Here is a 19,066-nt window from a genome sequence, read left to right on the forward strand (position 1 = left end):
TGTATATACAAGAAAAAAACAAATAAATATCGCAAACAACAGCTACTGCCTTCTATAAAATGCATTTAAAATATTTATAAATAGCATTTTACATAAATTAAAACATCAAAAAACTACATCTTAAATTTACCTTATTTGTATATACAAGTAATGCAGCAACATACTAGCATTTTCTAAAATCAGGGAAATGGGCACCAGCACCGGGACGCTTGTATACACAACATCGATAATTTAGTTAAATTTGCTCCTGCTGATGCAACCGCTTATGGCTAAAGAACCGAATACCCCCATCTACAAAACCTTGATCAGTGATCTAAAAAAGCAGATCGACGAGGCCTACTACAAAAAGGGAGACCTCTTACCTTCAGAAAATGAGTTGTGCAAGACCTATAATACAACCCGCCCGACGGTGCGTCAAGCACTCAGCGAATTGATCAGGATGGGATATATCGTACGTCATCACGGCAAAGGGAGTATCGTATCCGAACCGAAGAACGGGCTGGGCATTCTATCCATCAAAGGATCCACTGCAGGTGTGGGCAAAAAGAATCTCCGTACGCAGATATTGGTCAAAGCGCATAAAATCCCCTGGCCATCCGATTTTCCATATGAACTATCCTCGGTACAACAAGAAGCAGGTTGCCTCTATCTATCGCGCCTACGGCATGTCAATGGATTGCCCACCTTATACGAAGAGACGTACATTACCGATATCGACCTGCCCCGCTTTTCGATGCACAATCTTGAGAAAAATTCCCTTTTTGAAACACTAAATAAATACCACCATGTAGAAATCAAGGAAGGGGAGCAGAAGATATGGGCCATTTCAGCCGACCAGACGCTATCTGAATTGCTTACTGTCCGCCCGGGAAGCCCCATCCTCCACATGAAGCGCAGCATGCATACCAACAGGCCCAACCTGGTCATCTATTCATTGCTCTATTGCAACACTGAAGAGTATTTTATTCAGGATTATTTCTAGTACGCTGTCCTTTCATCGGACTCCTGCCTTTGAATGCTCAATACACAGCAATCCCATGGTATTCCAGAATCGACCATTACCGGTTATATGGATATTCATGTATCCAGCGGAATTTCGTGCCGATCAGGCGAAAGCTATCCAGGTCACGCCTCCGGAGGCGCACCGTCACCGACTCGCGCTGCCACACGCCGTGCAGGAGCAGTGCATCCGGGGTTTCCTCATAGTGGAGAATCCCCTTGTCCGACTCGTTGCCCTGCGGCGTGGTGAGCGTCAACGTCTTTGCAGCGGTATCCACGCGCGCATTGAAATACCGCATCGAGTCATTCATCATCTTCACGTGCACATAATCCGGACGATCCAAAAGCAACTGCCGCCAGCGGACATCATCCGTGGTCAGCGGGGGCAATGTATCGCCTCCTAACACAAATAATTCGGTGTCGTAGATGCCGTACAACGGGGATTTCGGTCGTCTATCGCCATATAGCTTCATCGACCGCACGCTGCTGAGCGTCTGACCGATGACCACCATGGCGATAAATCCCACCTTCACGAACACCCCGGCGATCCGCATCCATCGCTTGCGCGGGCGGTAGCGCATGTCTGGCGCTGCCTCGGTGGCTTTATTCAGCACCAGCACCCGCAAGAGGCGGTCGCCGTCGCCGAGCAGCAGGAACACCGCCATCACCAACAGCTGCGTCGAATAGAGCTTCACCGGGATGTGGAAGCAGAAATTCATCACCGCCACGTTGAGCATCACGGCCGCAACGAGCAGCGCCCCCAATGTGGTGGTGCGCCTGAAGAAGAGCAGCAAGCCACCGATCACCTCTGTCAAGCCGGTAAACATACTGAAGGCACTGGAATATCCCACATAAGACCAAGCCAGCCCCATGGGCGATTTATCACCGAATGGCTGCACCAGCTGCCACAAACTCGGCGAGGGCATCTGCAGGTGAAATACCTTGCTCGTCCCATAGGACATCATGATCATGGCCAGGTAGTAGCGCACCAGCACCCTGAGCCAGTCGTGCAGGCGGTTGTATTCACGTCGGCGGCGGTCTACCGCGCTCCACACCACGGTAGCCAGCAGCGACAGCACCGCCACCATCAGGAGAAACACGAAGTCATAGGTCTTGTCGCCGCTGCCGCCCCGGAATAACGTGATGGGCTCCGGCAGGTGCAGCACGTGCTCACCTACCCACACCGCCACGGCCTGACACCCTTTGGCGTACCATTGCATCAGCGATGATACCAACGGGATCATCGTCAGCGGAAACGGGAAAATAAACAATACGAATACTACGGCGAAGTATCGGAATGCCAGCAGTTGCAGAAAGGTCCAGGGTTTCGGGCCATCGGTCAGTCGTTCCATGGTATCGGTGTTTAAGCAATGCCTAAGGTAGAAAAAATACTTGACTTGCGGACAGGCAAAGTAAATGCTTGCTTATCTCGGATTAATATGCTATTTTTAATCAAAAATTAATTTACGATCATGGCAAAAGATAAAGGGGTCAAAGAAAACAACAAGAAGACTGCTGTAAAGAGCCTAAAGGAAAAAAGAGCAGACAAGAAGGTCAAACAGGCGGAGAAACAGCGGAAGGATTAGCAGCTTTCGCATGCCTGTATGAAGACATTGTTCTTCTTTTTATTATTCCTTGCTGGAGCTGCCTACTATGCCTTCGTAGCCATGCATACCGGATTGCGCGATATGGATGCGCCTGCCAGGCAAGTGCTGTTGGCCGCTTATGGGTTTATCAGCGCAGGGGCATTGGCCAGTCCCCTCCTATACAGCCGCTGGTCGTCCGCGGGCTGGCCCAATGCCGTCGTGAAGTATACCGTACACACGTTTATCGCCATACTGCTGGGGCAGATCGTCATGGCGGTCGTCATGTTTGCGGGCGACCTGCTCGTCGGTGTCCGTGCCGTGCTGCTGGCGGTGCAAGCCGCTTGGGCCGCTACTCCCAATAGCGGCGTGGTTTCACGCAGTCCAGCGATCGGCCAGCTGGCCATGTTTTCGGGCGGCATGCTCACCCTCGGCCTGCTCTATGGCGTATTCCGGCGCTACCGTTACCAGGTACGAACCGTACAAATACCCATCAGCGGCCTACCGAAAGCGTTCCATGGGCTGCGGATCGTCCAGCTTTCGGATATCCACGCCGGCAGTTTTGACAATCCCGGCGCCGTGAGCAAGGGTGTCGACATGGCCATGGCCCTCCAGCCGGATCTGATCCTCTTCTCGGGCGACCTCGTCAACAACCGTGCGGATGAATTCAAGCCCTACCTGGATATTTTCGCCCGGCTCCAGGCGCCGCTGGGTGTCTATTCCGTATTGGGCAACCATGACTATGGCGACTACGTCCGCTGGCCGTCGCTTAGCGCCAAGCAGGAAAACCTTCATACCTTGATGCATCACCAGCATCAGGCCGGGTGGCGCCTGCTCCTGAACGAATCGGTGTCCCTCCAAAAAAACGGCGATGCGCTCACCCTCATCGGGGTAGAAAATTGGAGTGGCCGTGCCACGTTCTCCAGGTACGGCGACCTCGCCAAAGCCCTTTCGGATATACCGGCCGATCGCCCGGCCATCCTCATCAGCCATGATCCCTCCCATTGGGAGGCCGAAGTCGTCGGTACCTATCCGCAGATCGCGCTGACGCTGAGCGGGCATACGCATGGCATGCAGTTCGGTATCGAATTGCGGTGGTTCAGGTGGAGCCCCATACAATATTTCTACAAGCAATGGGCAGGCCTTTATCAGCGGGGGCGCCAGTACCTCTATGTCAATCGTGGATTTGGTTTTCTCGGCTATCTCGGCCGGGTGGGAATGCCACCGGAAATTGCCTTATTAGAATTGGTCGAGGCCTTTAACGGCGATTCAACGCCACGCATGGCGTAAAAAACGCAACCAGTTTTTGTAAAAAATATTTTCGATATCCGCTGGCGTATACCCCCGCGCTGCCAGCAATTCGCCCAGCCGCGGAAGGTCGCCGATGGTATCCAGGTCGTAAGGCGACTGCTCTTTTCCAAACGCTCCATCCAGATCACTGCCGATGGCCACATGCAGGCTATTGCCCGCGAGCTGGCATATGTGATCATAGTGGTCGATGAGCCGCTCGAGGTATACCCCCCTTCCTAGCGGCGTATCTACCCCGCGTTGCCAGTCGTTTACCAGCATCCATGCGTCCAAAACGCCACCAATCACCGCGTCCCGCTCCACCAGCACCTGCAATTGCTCGTCCGTTAGCTGACGCTGGAGCTGCACGAGTGCCCGGCAATTATGATGGCTGGCCCAGATGGGACCTGTGTATAGGTCGGTGGCCTCACGGAAGCCCTCATCCGTCAGGTGCGTGACATCGAGGATCAGCCGGTACTGTTCCATTTCCTTGAGCAGCGCTTTGCCCATCCGGGTGAGCCCGCCTTCCATTCCCGTTCCGGGCGCGTACCTACCCGGCCCGTAATGGGCCGGCCCAAGAGCACGCAACCCATCACCATAGGCTTTTTCAAGGTAAGAAATGTCGACCAACGAATCCGCACCTTCCAGACTAAGCACATAGCCCACGGGCTTACGATCCGCAGGGATGGTATCGTCTGCCCAAACCTTCAAATGAGCATCAAGGTCCGCCAAGTTCGTAATCTGCACCATCTCCCCTTGCGCTTCCATCGCCCGGTACCAGGCCAATTGCGCCTGGGTAATGGCCCACGCAATTTCCGGCGAATGCCAACCGGGCAAACTCGCTCCCGGCTCCACAAACCGGGCGATCTGCGTAGCCACCACCAATCCGATATTCGCTTTGCGCAGTTCAGGCAATGCTACGGTATTCCTCCCCCGGTCCGGCTTGTCCTGCATCCCCTCCTCCAGTTGCCGGATCGCCAATACCGGCTTTTTCAGGTCGCGATTCCATTCCACCGCGTTCATCGCCAGATCGAGGTGGGCATCAATGATCAATTCTCCCATCCTATTCATCGATTTCTAGCCACTACTGCCCAGCTCCCGGTCGCCCGCTGCCCTTCTACCACTTGTAAACGATCATATAAGGCCACGGTCGGGCAGATGTGGTTCGGCAATCCATACAAGACATCCCCCACTTTCCAGCCATGGCCTATCGGCGCCTCCAATACCAGATGCTCTTCACTATGGCCTACCGGCTTCAGCTCCGGTGCATTGAGAAAATACACACGCCGGGCCAATTCACCTTCCGACGCCACCGCCTTATGCCCCATATCCACACAGATCCGCTGGTCGCCCGGTAGTGAAACCACCCGCGCCAACACGACTGCCGCCGCCACGAACGGCTGCTCCGGCAGCAAATCCGCGTACCCCTTATCCCATAGGATAAACGTACCCGAGCTGCATTCCACCTCGGGGTACTGCGCATAGATCGCTAGCGTCGGCGACCCGCCCATGATGATACGCGGCTTCGGGTAGCCCGATAGGCGCAGCTGCTCCACCAAAGCGGCGATGGTTTCAACGTTGCCGGCGCAAATCGTCTTCCGCTTTTGCACATCCGGCTCGCGCACGTGCCCGTCGTATGCATGAAACCCTTGGATATCCACCCCTTCCAACGCCGCGCATTCCTGATATAGCGCGATTGCTTCATCCCCGGGATAGATCCCCGTCCGCCCCATGCCGATATCCAGGTCTACATACACATCCACCACCGTACCGGCAGCAATTGCCATCGCCGAGAGCGCTTTCGCCGCAGCCGGATCATCCACGATGGCCGAAAAACTGGTCTTGGGATACGCCTTCACCAACGCCATGAACCGGCCTGTTTTAGGTCCCAATAGCGGATAGGCAAACAGTACATCCGGTGCCATGCACTCCCCCAGCAGCTTCGCTTCGGCGATGGTTGCACATTTGAATTTGCAGATTCCCGCCTCCAGCTGAAAACGGACCAACTCCTTGGTCTTATGCGTTTTCACATGCGATCGGAAGCGCGACACATCCCCGACAAGCGCTTTGAGGGATGAGATGTTCCGCTGGATCCGCTCCGGATAAACGAGCAGCGCCGGCGAATCAATTTCGTCGGCATTCTTTACTTTATACCAAACATCAGGGTCTTTCATCGCTTGCGTTTTTCATGGAAGTTTAACCATGCAGTCGATTTCTACCCGGATGCCCTGCCCAAGTACCGATTGCACCGTGGTGCGGGCAGGCCGCATACCCGCAAAATAAGCAGCATATACCGCGTTGAAACGATCGAATTCAGCAATATCCGTCAGATGCACGGTACACTTCACCACATCGTCCATGGTGGCCCCTGCGGCTTCCACGATCGCTTTGATGTTATCCAGGGTTCGGCGCGTCTCTTCCTCAATGGTTCCCAATACAAACTGCGAGGTTTTGAAATCGACCGATGCCTGTCCGCTTACAAAAAGGAAGCCGCCAGCTACGATGCCGTCCGAATAGGCACCTGTCACAAAGTTTGCATCCCTGTCCGGATGTATAATTTGCTGTTTTTCCATACGAAGTAATGTGTTATTAAATTTCAGCTAAATATAGTTTATTCTTTTTCAATCGACATAAATGTCGCATACCTATCTTTTCTTTGCAGCTAAAAGACTATTGCGTATATTTATGGCTATGAATATCTCCGACACCCACCATCAGCGTATCGCAAAGATGATCTTTGCCTCGGTCTATCCCATGTATCTCGAAAAAGTGGAGAAGAAAGGCCGGACCAAAGAAGAGTTGCATCAGGTCATCGCGTGGTTAACAGGCTTCGATGACCAGAAGCTGCAGGAACTCATCACAGAAAGGGTAACGTTTGAAACCTTTTTCCAACGGGCTTCGCTAAACCCCCACGCGCACCTCATCACCGGCATGATCTGCGGGTATCGCATCGAGGAAATCGAGAATCCCCTGACACGGCAGGCCCGATACCTGGATAAGTTGGTGGATGAGCTGGCCAAGGGCAGAAAAATGGAAAAGATTCTGCGGGGCTAGGTTTCTCCATCCTCGATGGTTTCACAGAGCTGACGCCCGCCGTTCAGGATGGCCAACACAAAGCTTACCAAAACCCCGATGAGCCATCGGCCCCCAATGAGTTCGTTTGGATCGCATCGAACTAAAACCAACAGAGACGCCTGTACTTTGGCAAAAAAAGTACAATATGGCAAACCTTCGAACATGGTTTTTACCCGCATTTTTGATGCTATCGTGGGGCAATAGTATGGCTCAAAACCAGCAGCTACAACCCTTCAATCCCGCACCTGAAATAAACGAATTACTGGATAAAATCCACCGCGTTATGCAAAGGGAGCAGATGCCCGGATTGATGATTTCCCTGGTCAAAAAGGATAGCATACTGTTTTCCGGCGGATTGGGCTATGCCGATTGGGAACAAAAAGTCCAGGTGGATCGTACGACACAATTTCATTTGGCGTCTATTACCAAATTTTTGTTGGCAATGGGGGTGCAAAAGCTGATCGCCGATGGCAAGCTAGGTTTGAATGACCGATTGAAATCAATCGCACCCGAAATCCCTTATACCAACCAATGGGAAGCTAGCCATCCCGTTAGAATTGTCCACTTGCTCGAACATACAGCGGGTTTTGAAGATATCCAACTCAACAGGATGGTAAACATGACCGGCAAACCATTGACGGGACTGGAAGCCGTGAATGCTATAGGGCACTCCCTGACTTCGCGTTGGAAACCCGGCGAAAGAATGTCTTATGCCAACCCGGGATACAATGTATTGGGATATATCATCGAGAAAGTATCCGGTATGCCGTGGGATGAATACATACAAAAAGCATTGCTGGGCCCCTTGCACATGGACCATACGCTGTTCGATCTGGATGGCAAAGCGCGGCCCGATTATGCAAAGGGATATTACCATCAAGACGGCGCGTATCACCGGTTACCCTTTTACATGCCAGGTAGCAACGGGGCGTCTAGCGCGCTGGTATCCAACGCATCCGATATGTCCCGATTGATGTTTTACCTACTGAATGCCCCATCAAGCGGCGATGCGCATCCACTGAATGAGCAAGATTTTCATGACATGGAAACGATACACAGCACCCTGGCCGGCCAAAACGGGCTGCAGACCGGGTACGCATTGGGCAACGACCTGTTTCCCAACAACAAAAAAATAACATTCAGAGGGCACAATGGTAAGGGCGAAGGATTCAGCTCATGGATATTCTTTAATAGGGCGGCCGGCTTGGCTTATTCCATTTCGACGAATTGCAATGCAAAGTTAGGGTCCGTATCCCAACTGATCGAGGAATTCCTGACGAAGGATCTGGGTGCACCGGCATTACGTTCACAGCCTATTGATCGATCAACAATAGAACCGTTGCTCGGCTATTACCAATTTATGAATCCCAAAAACGAACGATGGGAGTTCCACCGCAAGATATTCGGGGGGATCAAGCTTGTGGCCATCGATAAGGACAAACTTATCGTTGAAAAAGGACGTGGACGCCCGGACTCCCTGGTCCACATCGGAAACGGCATTTTCCGATCAAAGGGAGATATCATCCCATCGTTTATCGTTGGTAGGGATCATGAGGGACACCCTTTCTTCCAGGGCTACGGCAACGGATTTTTCAGGAAAACAGCTTATGCTCCGGTCCTGCTTCAACAGGCGCTCATCTACCTGGGGCTGACTGCCGCGTTGTTGTCCATCATCTATACCATCGCCGGAATCCCCATGGTTCTTCTGAAAAAAATAAACATAAAAGACCTCTGGTTGACCCTCTGGCCCACGTTAGGCATTGTTTCTTTTCTGGTCGCCTATCGCATATTAGGCATTACGGATGAGGTACACAAAGAGCTGTTTACGTCCATGAATGGCGCCACCTTTTCCATTTTTGCGGGGATGCTGTTTTTCGGCATCAGTGTCATGATCGGCGCCTATTTATTGTATAAGCGCTGGGATCAACTAAGCCATCAATGGATGAGAATCCCCCTGGCCTTCAATATCATCTTCTTGCTGTATCTGACGGCATTGTTTTCCATCCATGGATGGATCGGTGTGCCGATCTGGGCGCACTAAGTGGTATGTTTCGAGCAAACACAGTACATTAGCAGAAACATTAGACGCCGTCCAATGCTTGACATCAATTTGCTAACCTTCTTTAACGCGTTTACCGCGGGCGCCCTGTGGTTGCTCGGCGTTTTATTTTTGCTCAACGTAAACGGCGTAAACGTGGCCGGCAATCGATGGCTTGGTGTATTCTACTGCATCCTTGCCTGCACGTTTTCCCAGCTTTTTCTGGAAAATTTGCACATTGGCGAGCATCTGCTGCTCCACCTGCTTGAGCTGCCTAGGTGGGCTATGTTTCCCTGTTTTTATCTGGCTATCGCCTATTTTGTGGCTCCCACTGCACCCAAAAAAGGTTGGTTCCTACACTTCGTCCCCTTTCTGCTTTTCCTCGTTTTTTCGCTCGTATACCTGCTGCCCACTTTTTTCAATGCACAAAATCACCTGCCTGAATTGCCTCCGTGGATACGGTTTGTTGTCCGGTACTTCTTCTCTGGTCAGGCGGTGTTTTATTGGTTCGCCTGCTTTGCCCTGCTCCGACGGCACATGGCCAATCTACAAATGGTATCGTCGTTCAAGGAAAAAGTCAACCTGGCGTGGGTAAAATATGTATTGATCGCGGTGTTGTTTTTAATCCTCGTCCGGATATTGGGGTTGTTCAGCATGCAGGTAGTCTATCTTTCCTCGGCGCTTTATTTTTTAGGGGTGATTGCGCTCGCCTATCTTACCCTGACACAGCGTTCGATCTACGCCATAGAACCCTATCAACCGGTGGCAACCGATGCGGTTTTTCAGAAAAAACCATTGCACGAACGGCTTACACCGCAACAGGTGGACGAACTAAAAAATACGGTATTAAAAAAAACAACGGCAGAAAAACTACACCTCGATCCAAGTCTCACCCTTTCGGTGCTTTCGAATAAAACCGGGATCAGTGCGCACGAACTTTCTTATGTACTGAATAACGGATTGGATAAAAATTTTTACCAATTCATCAACGAGTTGCGGACAGAGGAAGCAAAATCGCTCTTGCTGTCAAAAGAAACCAGCCATCTTGATATGCTAGGCGTTGCGACACGGGCCGGTTTCAACTCCAAAACGACATTCTATACCACCTTTAAGAAAGCCACGGGCCTGACACCCCGGGCATACTTAGAAGCCCATTCAAAACCTTCCAGATAGCCTATTTTTCGTTCAGATGCATCCATCCGAACTCATCATCATCGACAAGGGGTTATCATTGCATCATACATAACAACGATTATTATGAAAACAATGAAATCATTCAACTTGTCGATCGGCCACAGCATCCGTGTTGCCGTATGGAGTATCTTATTAGCAGGCAGCGTGCCGTTTTCAACTGGCGTTTATGCCCAGGAGGCCCATGCTCATGCCGGTTCCCTTGCGCAGTTGCAGGGGTATTATCAACTCCCCAATAAGGTCGCCTTTATTGCGTTTGAGCTGCAAGGTGATACCCTTTTCGCCAAGCAGCTGTGGGACAACAACAAAACATACCCACTCATTCAGATCGACGAGACCCACTTCGAATCAAAAGCCGAAGGCTATCAAATCGAGTTCATCAAAGACAGCTCCGGTCAGTTTAATCAAGCCAAGATACTGGGCCGGATCATGAGCACTAGAGTTGACTTTGACCCCACGCAGGTTAAGCAATTGTCTGCCCAACAGCTTGAACGGTTAGCAGGCGTCTATACCTTGCGAGATGACAGCAGCCTCAAAATATCCATCCAATCTTCCGGAGGCGGATTGTCACTCACGCAACTATGGGATAAAAAAGACATTGCTTTCACGCCTCGATCGGAGACATTCTTTCTCAATGACGATGGCACGTTTCCCCTTTCATTTTTATTGGAAAATGGCAGCGCAACCCAAGTTACCTGTTTTGAAAATGACGTATGGCTGAAAGAGAAATAATGAACCGGCCTTTTCTCCTCTGCTGCATCCTGGTTGTTTGTACCCTCCCGTCACCAGCACAACAGGTGGCCGACGAGCATTTCAGCTATCCCATTCCCGACCCGATGTACGCGGTCGGGAATGGTCCGCTGATCGTGTTTGATGAGGCACATCATAACGGCTCTACACTCAAGGGAGCCTATGCTGCGTTTCACAAACTGCTGCTTAGCGACGGTTACACCATCCAAAGCACCAAAGACACGATCAGTTATGCACTTTTAAAAGCCGCCAAGATCTATGTGACCGTCAATGCCATGTATGACCTCGAAGATTGGAACCTGCCTGCAAGATCAGCATTTTCCAAACAGGAGGTAGAAGCCTTGTCGACATGGGTCGAAAACGGGGGCAGCCTATTCCTGGTGACGGACCATATGCCCTGCGGGGCTTCGGTCAATGATATCGCGCAAAAATTCGGAATTAACGTCATCAACGGATTCGCACTACGCAAAGACGGCGCTCCCGAAGTCTTTTCCAAGCAGCGGAAAAACCTGTATTCAAACGAAATCACCAGCGCTCCGGGCAGGGAGATAGACAGTATAATGTGCTGGGGTGGAACAGGTTTTATCGTCCCTTCATCAGCCCACGTTATTTCCGCATTAGGAGACGACTATCATATCTATCTTCCAAGCGACGTCTCCCAAATAAAAAGACCCATGCCCAAAGCGGTCCCCTATATCGCAGGCAGGGGTATCGTCAACGGGGCATACCTGAAACATGGCAACGGGAGAGTCGTCATTTTCGGGGATGGCGCCCCATTTTCCGCCCAGCTGCAAGGCATTAAAAGCGAGAAAAGAGGCATGAATCATCCTGGGGCTACGCAAAATGCCCAGTTTCTCCTCAATATCATACATTGGTTGGATGATAAATGATAAAAAACCTTCGGCCCATGCATGTTGTTGTCCTGAAATGCCACGTTCATCGGCGTGTGCGTATCCGTTTTGCGCTGGCCGTAGCCAACGCGCACAAACACCTTCAGCGGCAGCAAGAAACGCATCAACAGCGTAAATTTTGTCTGCTGCATCAACTGTTCTTCCGTAGCCGGCTTGGTGCGTTTCTTGTACAGCCCCTTGATGTAGTCGATGCTCTTCCAGCTGCTGCCTACCACACTACCTGCTTTTCCTTTGAAGCCTCCGTTGGCTCCCCTTCTGATTACTCCCATTTTTTGTTTTTACATTACGTTTTACATTCATTAATTACTCCATCCAAAACATTGCAATACCGGTATGCGTTTCTTCATGAAGGCAAACATAGTGTACTGAAAATCAAAATTATATGGGCAAGTAACGGTTGACGGGGAATTGACGGGGCGTCTCCGGTAAATTGACGGGAAGGTGAAGTATAGTAACCGGGGTTACTGTAACCCCGGTTACTATACTATATAAGAAATTCAACGATGGGTAACGGGATAAGGATGAGCAATGACCTATTCCCTTTCAACCAATTCGCTCACCTGATCAACGATATAACCACTTTTGAAGTAGCCGTAAATATCCTCTCCCGGGCAGGCGGTTTGCTCGCTATGGTCGCGGTGGGTGGAGATATCCGAGGGTGATATCCCGTACTTCTTACAGGAATCGGCCAGTAAGCCTATCAATACCTGCAAAAGCTTCTCGTCGAGTTTTTGCTCATTGTAATTACCCAAAAAGCAGATCAACAGGTGTCCGGTAGGGTCATATTCCGTATTGGTTTCTCCCACGGTGAGCGGGTCTCTCCCCTCGTACACCGTTCCATCCGGCGCAATCAACAGGTGGTATGGAATGTCTGACCAGTTGCGATCTGGCCCCATGCACCAGTGTTGTATGTTCTTTAGTCGCTGCTTCGCGTCATCCGAAGGGGTCAGCACTTTGCCCCCTTCATGGTGAACTGTGATCTGCACCGGTGTGTGCCGCTTATACGGTCTGGCCGGCTGTGCCTGCCAGCTGCTCTTGGGTACAATCGCTATCGTATCCCGATAAGCTGCCGCGCATGCCATGCCCTGTTCGGGCAAACCAGCAACCGTTCCCAGCAGGATCAATTTCAGTATGATCGATGTAGCACATATTTCCAGGCGTGTCATGGTTCGTTTTATTGATGAACTTAAATGTACATGAAGTTTTGTACAACTCCGCACAGACGCCTAAAAACCCACTAGAGGAAAAAATACGCTCAAAAACATATCGGCAGACGGTAACGTGAAGCTAGAGTTGGATAAAAGCGTTAATTTATCTAAATTTGTGTGTTATTGATATTATTCATTATGGTACAACTTGCAGATATATTAGGACTGAGTGTTGCTGAGCGGATTGCCATGGCAGAAGCCATATGGGATAGTATCAAAAAAGAAGAAGTTTCGTTATCCGCAGCTCAGCTTGATGAGCTGGATTTCCGTATGGCGCTCCATGATAGCGGGGAGATGCCTTACGTCAGTTGGGATGATGTAAAGGCCGAATTACGGAACAGAAGATAGTAATGATTCAATTCAACCTCTTCATTGCCGATGCTGCCCGACTGGATATCATTGAAGCCTTCGATTGGTATAACGAAATTGACAGCCATTTGGCTGATTCATTAGAAATGTATATCGAAGCCGGCTTAACTACCATACAGCACAACCCAAATTTATTTCAAAAGCGGTATAAGAAAATCAGAATTCATTTCATCAAACGATTCCCTTACGGTATTCACTATTTTCTTGAGGGTACTACCATAAGAGTCATTGGCTTTTTCCATACGAGCCGAAATCCCAAGAGGTGGCAAAAACGACAGCGCTCCGAATCCGGTTCCGCTAAGTGATCACCTTAATCCCTCCCCTCCTCCTGCCCATTTCCCGCCATCTCGCGTGCGGTATGCGGGGCTGATGCGGGGCGTATGCGTGAAAAGGTCACATCCATACCGCATCCAGGACGCGCACGGCCCGCGATACGGTAGAACAACGGCAAAAGAAAGGGTGGAAAAAGGGAGGAATAAGCACGTAGGCTATCTAGTGGCCGCTTACAATTCTCGACCCCAATACGCCCGGCGCAGACGCTCCACGTCGCGGTCTCGGAAGTACTTCTTGCCTTTTTTCATTTTAGCTACGGTGATTTCGCCGCGGCGCTGGCAGCGCAACAGGGTGCTTTCGCTGATGCCCACGTGGTTCCACGTTTCCTCGGCGGTGAGGTACCGGGTTTCGGCTTCCTCCTTCTCCAGGATGAAGCGCATGATCGCTTCGTGGTCTTCTCGTAGGCGTTTCAGTTCGGGGTAGAGGATGGGGATGATGCGTCCGCAGGCACAGCAGGGATGCGGCCTGGGGGTGTTAGGCTTGTTTTTCATCATGTTAAATGGTTTATGTGCGCATCAGCCTAGCGGCGATACGTAGTCAATGAATCGGCTATATCCGGTTAGTCCGGTTCTGGATCGAATACCCGCAGAAACTCCTCCCGATAGGTGTCGCTCAAGGGGATGGGGCCACGGTTGCCGATCATATACATCTTGCTAGTTTTCCTAAAAAACTTGATAATTTTATCCATCGATACTGAGTAGCTTCGGTGTACTTGCATAAAGTCTTCCGGGGGTAACAGGGCCAAGAAATCTTTCATCGTCATGCGACTTACCAGCTTATCGTAAGGCAAGTGTAGCGTGATCTCATTGTGGTGGCATTCTACATAAATGATGTCGTTAAAATAAATCTTCAGTTGCACACCATCTTCCTTGTCACGCAAAAATACATAATCGTCCCCAGCAGTCTTCTTGGTATTGCCCAGTCCTACTGTACGATCGACGGCTTTGATCAACCGAGGCAACGCTACCGGCTTCGGTATGCATTCGGGCAGGCTCAACCTGTAAGCTTCCATCGCATATTCCGGATGAGCAGTAGTCAGGATCACCGGAGGCCTTTCCTCCAGCGCCTCCAGAAGTGACAGGCCGTTGAGCCCGGGCATTTCGACATCCAAAAAGAGCAGATCAACCCGATGATCGCGTATATACCGGAAGGCACGCAGGGCGTCCGTTTCGGTGATAATGGTCTCCGTACTGAGCCCCAGCTGGCCCAGCAGGCCGCATAGGTAGTTGATCGATTCCCGCTCGTCGTCCACGACCATCACGGTCAGTTTACGCATCCTTTCCATGGCTTGCATATTTTACCGAGAGTGACAGTGTATAACACCCGTCGTGTGCCCCATAGGTTAGTCGATATTGGTTCGGCAGCAGTAAACTTAGGCGTTTCTCAAGATTTTGCAGGCCCATGCCTGATGAACTTTTTGACGCCTGTGGGCCCGGTTCGATCCGGTTATGGGTAGTGAACGAAAAACCATCAGACAGGAGCTTGAGCGATAGTTTAGCAGGTTCAATCTCCGAGAGCCGTCCGTGCTTGATCGTATTGTCCGCCGCAGTGAGCAGCAATACCGGCGGGACATATTGCCCCCGGTATTCCCCAGTGATATCCAGCGTCATGACCGGTCTGTCGCCGTATCGGGTCACTACGAGATTTACCAGGTTCTTCAATGCCTCGATTTCCCGGCTGACGTCCACCAGGGCCAGGCGGCTTTCAGCCATCTCCACACTGTAATGTTGCAGACGGCTCAATAACATCATCATCCGGTGCTGCTGCATATCTCCCCTATTTGCGGCGGCAGCCGCTACGAAACCCAATACGCCATATTGAAAATGTCCATTGATCTGAAAACGCAGCAAACCATTTAGCATTGCCGCATGAGCATTGGCTATATGCAGTTTTTCCTGAAAATATTCAAAGGCGCGTTTCACGGCCTCAACCAGCACCGCATAGGACAACACACGTGCGTAGTAAACACCGATTGCCATGGCAAACACCGGTAGGTCAACTGCCATTTCGTGGATGGGCCAGTGGATTTCCAGCGCCCGAAGCCCGGGATATAGGCAGAGGTAAGCATAGCAGCACACCATCGGGAAAAGCCCCAGCAGCATGGCCACTCCCCGCGGCCATGAGCGTTTTCGGATGTGCCTGTGCAAGATATACGCAAGGGTATAGTATACCGGCAGCACCATCGCGACCACCATAGATACCATAAACCAATCGGCCGGTTCGCTATAGCGGTAGTGATTATGCGAGTATGTCAAAACTGCATATATGCCCCAGCCTATGAGATGCCAGCGCAAGACCGACCAAGACAATAACGTCCTTTTACGCGGTGTAGGTACCTGTAAATTTGCTTTCACGTGCAGAAAGTGTTTAGGCAAAGGATGCCTTGTTGAAACTACGAGGCCTAAAAATACAATGTAATACCGATTTATCCAAATCCTGTGCGCCGGCGGTGTATGTTCAGCAGCTGCCCGAATTCCTTTTCACCGATGGGATAGGACCGCCAAGTGCTTACATCCAAGGCATAGTAATGGCCATCTATCGGCAAAGGTAGACTGCCCGATCCGCGTGTCCAAGGTCGTCCGTGCCGAGCAACTCCAGCGCTCTTCAGCCGATTTGCGGGCAACTTATGCAGGTACAGCCACCCCTCCCACTCTTCTGGTTGTGTTCGTATCGCGCGCTCCAGCACACGGTATAGGTAGCGTGTCGTGCGCGCCGCACCAGCGGTCCTGTCCAGTCGGCGGTCCGTCCAGCAGGCCTCCGGAAATTCAAAGCGGATATGTGCTGTGAGCGGCCGTGTACACACCACCGGATACACCGGCACGTCCATCAGCTGCGCTACATAAGCCAGACCACTCCGCACCGGCATTGTCGACCGGAAAAAGTCCACTTCCACTAAGCCCCTGGTCCCCACCGACGCTCCGCTGCCGGTGTTGCCATCGATATAGGCCACCAGCTGGCGGCCCGCTCGCAGCGCGTCCCGTATGGCAAAGAGGGCATTCGGGCGCTGTGCATTGATGAGCATCAGCGTTTCTGCGGCACCGTCCGTTCCAAATCCCGCGCTGTATTGATCGCCGAAGGCGGCGCCCTGCTGCTTGAGCACTGCATCGGACACCAGCAGTGCAAAAGGCACCCGTTCGGCGATCAGCTTCCGGCACAGCAGCCGGTACGATCCCGTGTGGTAGGTGCACACAATCCCCGGTCTGTCCAGCAATCCGCGGACCCATTCGGCCGTCCAGCCGGTGACGGTATTGGCCGTCCATACCGCCGGATGCGTTTGGTCCATCGCGGCCAGTGCCATGCGTACATTCAACTTCCTGAACAAATCCGGCATCGCTATCCAAGGAATATCAGGCCTGAACCGGCGCATATTGGCACAAAAAATCGTAAAGTGTCGCTGTTTATCCACATCATTCCACAAGTCTACCCCCTCCCATCTAGCGTACAGGCGATCAGCGCGATTTAAGTAATCGTTCTTATCCATAACTTGTTGTTGTTAAAAATTGTCTAAAAAGGTCGGTAAACAAATCAGGGGGCTGCAGTCCCCCTGAATTCAACTAAAATGGTTCATACGGGCACTTCGGTGTCCGCGGCCCATCGTCTTCGAGCAGGTTTATCAGCTGATCTAAGTCAAGCGGCTGCGCCCCCATCTGGGTGGCAGACGTCCATAAGTCATTTACTAATTGCAAAAAATCCATGATGTTAGCATTTTGGTTGCCCATACATTACAGAGATGGGCATGTCCCTGACCCCTCCGGTAGGGGATTTTGCTTGTCGACAATGCAACCAACTTCAGGGAAAACCTACACGTAGAACGATTTTTGGGGTAGATAATGCTTATAAGGAGTGGCGAAATAGCCAAATCCCGTGCTGAACCGGTTCAGCCCAAAAAACGGCCCTTTCGTCCAAGACGGGGGTGTTATCTACCCCAAAAAGCTGCTCATGTACCTTCAAAGCAATAGTTTTGCGGCAAAGGCTTAAACTATGGATATCTCTCCCCTCCTCACCTACTGGGCGCAGTACTGCCCGCTCAATCAATCGCACCGCCAGTGGCTGCACACCCACGCCGCGGTGACGAAAGTCAACCGCGGCACGTGGCTGTTCGCGCCCGGCGACCGGGGCGATTATGTGTATTTCGGATGCGAAGGATTGCTCGCCACGGTGTGGTGGGATACGCGCGGCAGCCGCCGTATCGACCGCCTGCTGCCACCCCTGCACAGTGTACTCACCAAAAACAACCTCTATGCCCATCATCAGGTATATCATGATGTGGTGGCCCTGCGCCCGAGCACCGTCATCCGCATTCCGGCGGATGCGCTGCGGGCCTACAAAGAAGCGTGCGAGGAGGCGGATACCCTGGTGGATGTGCTGGAGCAGAAAAAGCTCAAGCAATACCGGGCCAAAAGCAGGCTGATGCTCATCAAGGATGAGCGGGAGCGCTATGCGGCCTTCGCCGCGGATGACTACATGCGGCCCATCCGCCTCCTCACCTCCCAGCAGGAGCAGGCGGATTATTTGAATATCTCGCGGGTTACGATCACGCGGGCCAGGCGGGGGTTTTGACCTTAGCGGCCGGTTTGCGTATTCAGCCCCTAAGATTGTCGCATTTACACTGCAATAGACGGTCTTTGTTGGCGAGATTTGTGGTATGAGAAAAATAATCGTCTTGTCCATGATTACATTGGATGGAATCATGCAGGCACCCGGTGGACCTGAGGAAGATACCTCGGGCGGTTTCAATTATGGCGGCTGGACCGCTCCGTTTAGTGACGAAGCTTATGATCAGGCTGTGCGCAACGAGCTGCAACAACCTGCAGATTATCTTTTGGGCAGAAAAACATTTGAGATTTGGGAGGGCTACTGGCCTGCACATGCAGACTTTTGGCCGGGTATCAATGATGGGACCAAGTACATCCTGTCCAAGACCAGAAAAAAATCTGATTGGAAAAACTCCGTGTTTATCAACAGCGTGGCCGCTATCGAAAAGCTCAAGCATTCAACAGGGCCAGATATTCAGGTTTGGGGTAGCAGCAAGCTCATTCAGCTGCTGCTTCAGCATGATCTGGTAGACGAACTCCGGCTCAAAATTCATCCGCTGACGCTCGGTGAGGGGAAAAAGTTGTTTGACACCGGCGCGATTCCGGCCGCGTTTACCTTGATCGAGAGCACCATCACCACAAGTGGCGTTATTCTGGCTAGTTACAAGCGGGCCGGACAAGTCCAGACCGGTGCTGTTGAGGTTTAAGAATACCCTCAATACAAGACCCGAACAGCCATAAGGGAATTTTCCGCGCGGTACTGTGCCCTGTATTTATTGACTAATGG

Annotated in this window: 22 protein-coding genes; 11 read left to right on the forward strand and 11 right to left on the reverse strand. The window is 51.5% G+C overall.

Translation table 11 applies throughout. The features are described from left to right. Positions 1-265: 265 nt before the first annotated feature. Entirely contained in the window at positions 266-982 is a 717-nt protein-coding gene (locus ACMGDE_RS12890; RefSeq protein WP_436833215.1) for a GntR family transcriptional regulator, read from the forward strand. A gap of 76 nt (positions 983-1,058) precedes the next feature. Here the strand turns inward: ACMGDE_RS12890 and ACMGDE_RS12895 are convergent, their stop codons facing one another. Then, positions 1,059-2,351, reverse strand: a complete 1,293-nt coding sequence (locus ACMGDE_RS12895; protein WP_436833216.1) for a DoxX family protein — start codon at positions 2,349-2,351, stop codon at positions 1,059-1,061. Positions 2,352-2,603: 252 nt separating this feature from the next. On the opposite strand from ACMGDE_RS12895, the gene ACMGDE_RS12900 reads away from it, so the two are divergent. Then, on the forward strand, positions 2,604-3,872 hold the full coding sequence (locus tag ACMGDE_RS12900; RefSeq protein WP_436833217.1) for a metallophosphoesterase: 1,269 nt from the start codon (positions 2,604-2,606) through the stop codon (positions 3,870-3,872). On the opposite strand, the gene ACMGDE_RS12905 is transcribed toward ACMGDE_RS12900, so the two are convergent. From ACMGDE_RS12905 to ACMGDE_RS12915, 3 genes are read right to left on the reverse strand one after another with little or no spacing between them, the layout of a single operon-like run. Then, positions 3,852-4,931, reverse strand: coding sequence for a dipeptidase (locus ACMGDE_RS12905; protein WP_436833218.1), 1,080 nt, complete (start codon positions 4,929-4,931; stop codon positions 3,852-3,854). The genes ACMGDE_RS12900 and ACMGDE_RS12905 overlap by 21 nt on opposite strands. Before the next feature lie 5 nt (positions 4,932-4,936). Continuing rightward, positions 4,937-6,043, reverse strand: coding sequence for a D-TA family PLP-dependent enzyme (locus tag ACMGDE_RS12910; RefSeq protein ID WP_436833219.1), 1,107 nt, complete (start codon positions 6,041-6,043; stop codon positions 4,937-4,939). A 12-nt stretch (positions 6,044-6,055) separates the two neighbouring features. Continuing rightward, the gene (locus ACMGDE_RS12915; RefSeq protein ID WP_436833220.1) at positions 6,056-6,442 is read right to left on the reverse strand and encodes a RidA family protein; all 387 of its coding nucleotides are present in this window, start codon (positions 6,440-6,442) and stop codon (positions 6,056-6,058) included. A 118-nt stretch (positions 6,443-6,560) separates the two neighbouring features. Between ACMGDE_RS12915 and ACMGDE_RS12920 the strand changes: the two genes are divergently transcribed. The 5 genes from ACMGDE_RS12920 to ACMGDE_RS12940 all read left to right on the forward strand — a co-directional run bounded on the left by ACMGDE_RS12920 (position 6,561) and on the right by ACMGDE_RS12940 (position 11,813). Next, positions 6,561-6,923, forward strand: coding sequence for a DUF2200 domain-containing protein (locus tag ACMGDE_RS12920; RefSeq protein ID WP_436833456.1), 363 nt, complete (start codon positions 6,561-6,563; stop codon positions 6,921-6,923). 166 nt (positions 6,924-7,089) lie between these two features. Continuing rightward, positions 7,090-8,985, forward strand: a complete 1,896-nt coding sequence (locus tag ACMGDE_RS12925; protein ID WP_436833221.1) for a serine hydrolase domain-containing protein — start codon at positions 7,090-7,092, stop codon at positions 8,983-8,985. A 54-nt stretch (positions 8,986-9,039) separates the two neighbouring features. Then, complete coding sequence (locus ACMGDE_RS12930) at positions 9,040-10,155, forward strand: AraC family transcriptional regulator (protein WP_436833222.1); 1,116 nt, start codon at positions 9,040-9,042, stop codon at positions 10,153-10,155. A gap of 84 nt (positions 10,156-10,239) precedes the next feature. After that, entirely contained in the window at positions 10,240-10,905 is a 666-nt protein-coding gene (locus ACMGDE_RS12935; protein WP_436833223.1) for a hypothetical protein, read from the forward strand. Continuing rightward, positions 10,887-11,813 carry a hypothetical protein gene (locus ACMGDE_RS12940; protein ID WP_436833224.1) on the forward strand — a complete coding sequence of 309 codons (927 nt, stop codon included), beginning with the start codon at positions 10,887-10,889 and terminating at the stop codon, positions 11,811-11,813. The genes ACMGDE_RS12935 and ACMGDE_RS12940 overlap by 19 nt, the downstream gene beginning before the upstream one ends. Here ACMGDE_RS12940 and ACMGDE_RS12945 read toward each other — a convergent pair. Together ACMGDE_RS12945 and ACMGDE_RS12950 are read right to left on the reverse strand one after the other, a co-directional pair. Further along, positions 11,747-12,103, reverse strand: a complete 357-nt coding sequence (locus tag ACMGDE_RS12945) for a DUF6266 family protein (protein ID WP_436833225.1) — start codon at positions 12,101-12,103, stop codon at positions 11,747-11,749. The two genes, ACMGDE_RS12940 and ACMGDE_RS12945, sit on opposite strands and share 67 nt — an antisense overlap. A gap of 264 nt (positions 12,104-12,367) precedes the next feature. Further along, on the reverse strand, positions 12,368-13,000 hold the full coding sequence (locus ACMGDE_RS12950; protein ID WP_436833226.1) for an N-acetylmuramoyl-L-alanine amidase: 633 nt from the start codon (positions 12,998-13,000) through the stop codon (positions 12,368-12,370). A gap of 180 nt (positions 13,001-13,180) precedes the next feature. Between ACMGDE_RS12950 and ACMGDE_RS12955 the strand changes: the two genes are divergently transcribed. Both ACMGDE_RS12955 and ACMGDE_RS12960 read left to right on the forward strand, forming a co-directional pair. Continuing rightward, positions 13,181-13,390, forward strand: coding sequence for an addiction module protein (locus tag ACMGDE_RS12955; RefSeq protein WP_436833227.1), 210 nt, complete (start codon positions 13,181-13,183; stop codon positions 13,388-13,390). Positions 13,391-13,392: 2 nt separating this feature from the next. Continuing rightward, positions 13,393-13,716 (forward strand): type II toxin-antitoxin system RelE/ParE family toxin, encoded by a 324-nt coding sequence (locus tag ACMGDE_RS12960; RefSeq protein WP_436833228.1) that lies wholly within the window; start codon positions 13,393-13,395, stop codon positions 13,714-13,716. Positions 13,717-13,914: 198 nt separating this feature from the next. Here ACMGDE_RS12960 and ACMGDE_RS12965 read toward each other — a convergent pair whose 3' ends face one another. The 5 genes from ACMGDE_RS12965 to ACMGDE_RS12985 all read right to left on the reverse strand — a co-directional run bounded on the left by ACMGDE_RS12965 (position 13,915) and on the right by ACMGDE_RS12985 (position 17,439). After that, positions 13,915-14,235: a MerR family transcriptional regulator gene (locus ACMGDE_RS12965; RefSeq protein ID WP_436833229.1), complete on the reverse strand. Its 321-nt coding sequence runs from the start codon at positions 14,233-14,235 to the stop codon at positions 13,915-13,917. 68 nt (positions 14,236-14,303) lie between these two features. Next, positions 14,304-15,029: a LytR/AlgR family response regulator transcription factor gene (locus ACMGDE_RS12970; RefSeq protein WP_436833230.1), complete on the reverse strand. Its 726-nt coding sequence runs from the start codon at positions 15,027-15,029 to the stop codon at positions 14,304-14,306. Continuing rightward, positions 15,013-16,098, reverse strand: a complete 1,086-nt coding sequence (locus tag ACMGDE_RS12975) for a histidine kinase (RefSeq protein WP_436833231.1) — start codon at positions 16,096-16,098, stop codon at positions 15,013-15,015. Before ACMGDE_RS12975 ends, ACMGDE_RS12970 begins: the two co-directional genes overlap by 17 nt. 71 nt (positions 16,099-16,169) lie before the next feature. Continuing rightward, complete coding sequence (locus ACMGDE_RS12980; RefSeq protein WP_436833232.1) at positions 16,170-17,225, reverse strand: hypothetical protein; 1,056 nt, start codon at positions 17,223-17,225, stop codon at positions 16,170-16,172. 73 nt (positions 17,226-17,298) lie between these two features. Next, positions 17,299-17,439, reverse strand: a complete 141-nt coding sequence (locus ACMGDE_RS12985) for a hypothetical protein (RefSeq protein WP_436833233.1) — start codon at positions 17,437-17,439, stop codon at positions 17,299-17,301. Between the two features lie 286 nt (positions 17,440-17,725). Between ACMGDE_RS12985 and ACMGDE_RS12990 the strand changes: the two genes are divergently transcribed. Next, a complete protein-coding gene (locus ACMGDE_RS12990) occupies positions 17,726-18,304 on the forward strand; it encodes a Crp/Fnr family transcriptional regulator (RefSeq protein WP_436833234.1) in 579 nt (192 codons plus the stop codon). Between the two features lie 85 nt (positions 18,305-18,389). Then, positions 18,390-18,986 carry a dihydrofolate reductase family protein gene (locus ACMGDE_RS12995; protein ID WP_436833235.1) on the forward strand — a complete coding sequence of 199 codons (597 nt, stop codon included), beginning with the start codon at positions 18,390-18,392 and terminating at the stop codon, positions 18,984-18,986. Positions 18,987-19,066: the final 80 nt, after the last annotated feature.

Source organism: Parapedobacter brassicae, assembly GCF_051400755.1.
In the GTDB taxonomy this organism is placed as follows: Bacteria; Bacteroidota; Bacteroidia; order Sphingobacteriales; family Sphingobacteriaceae; genus Parapedobacter.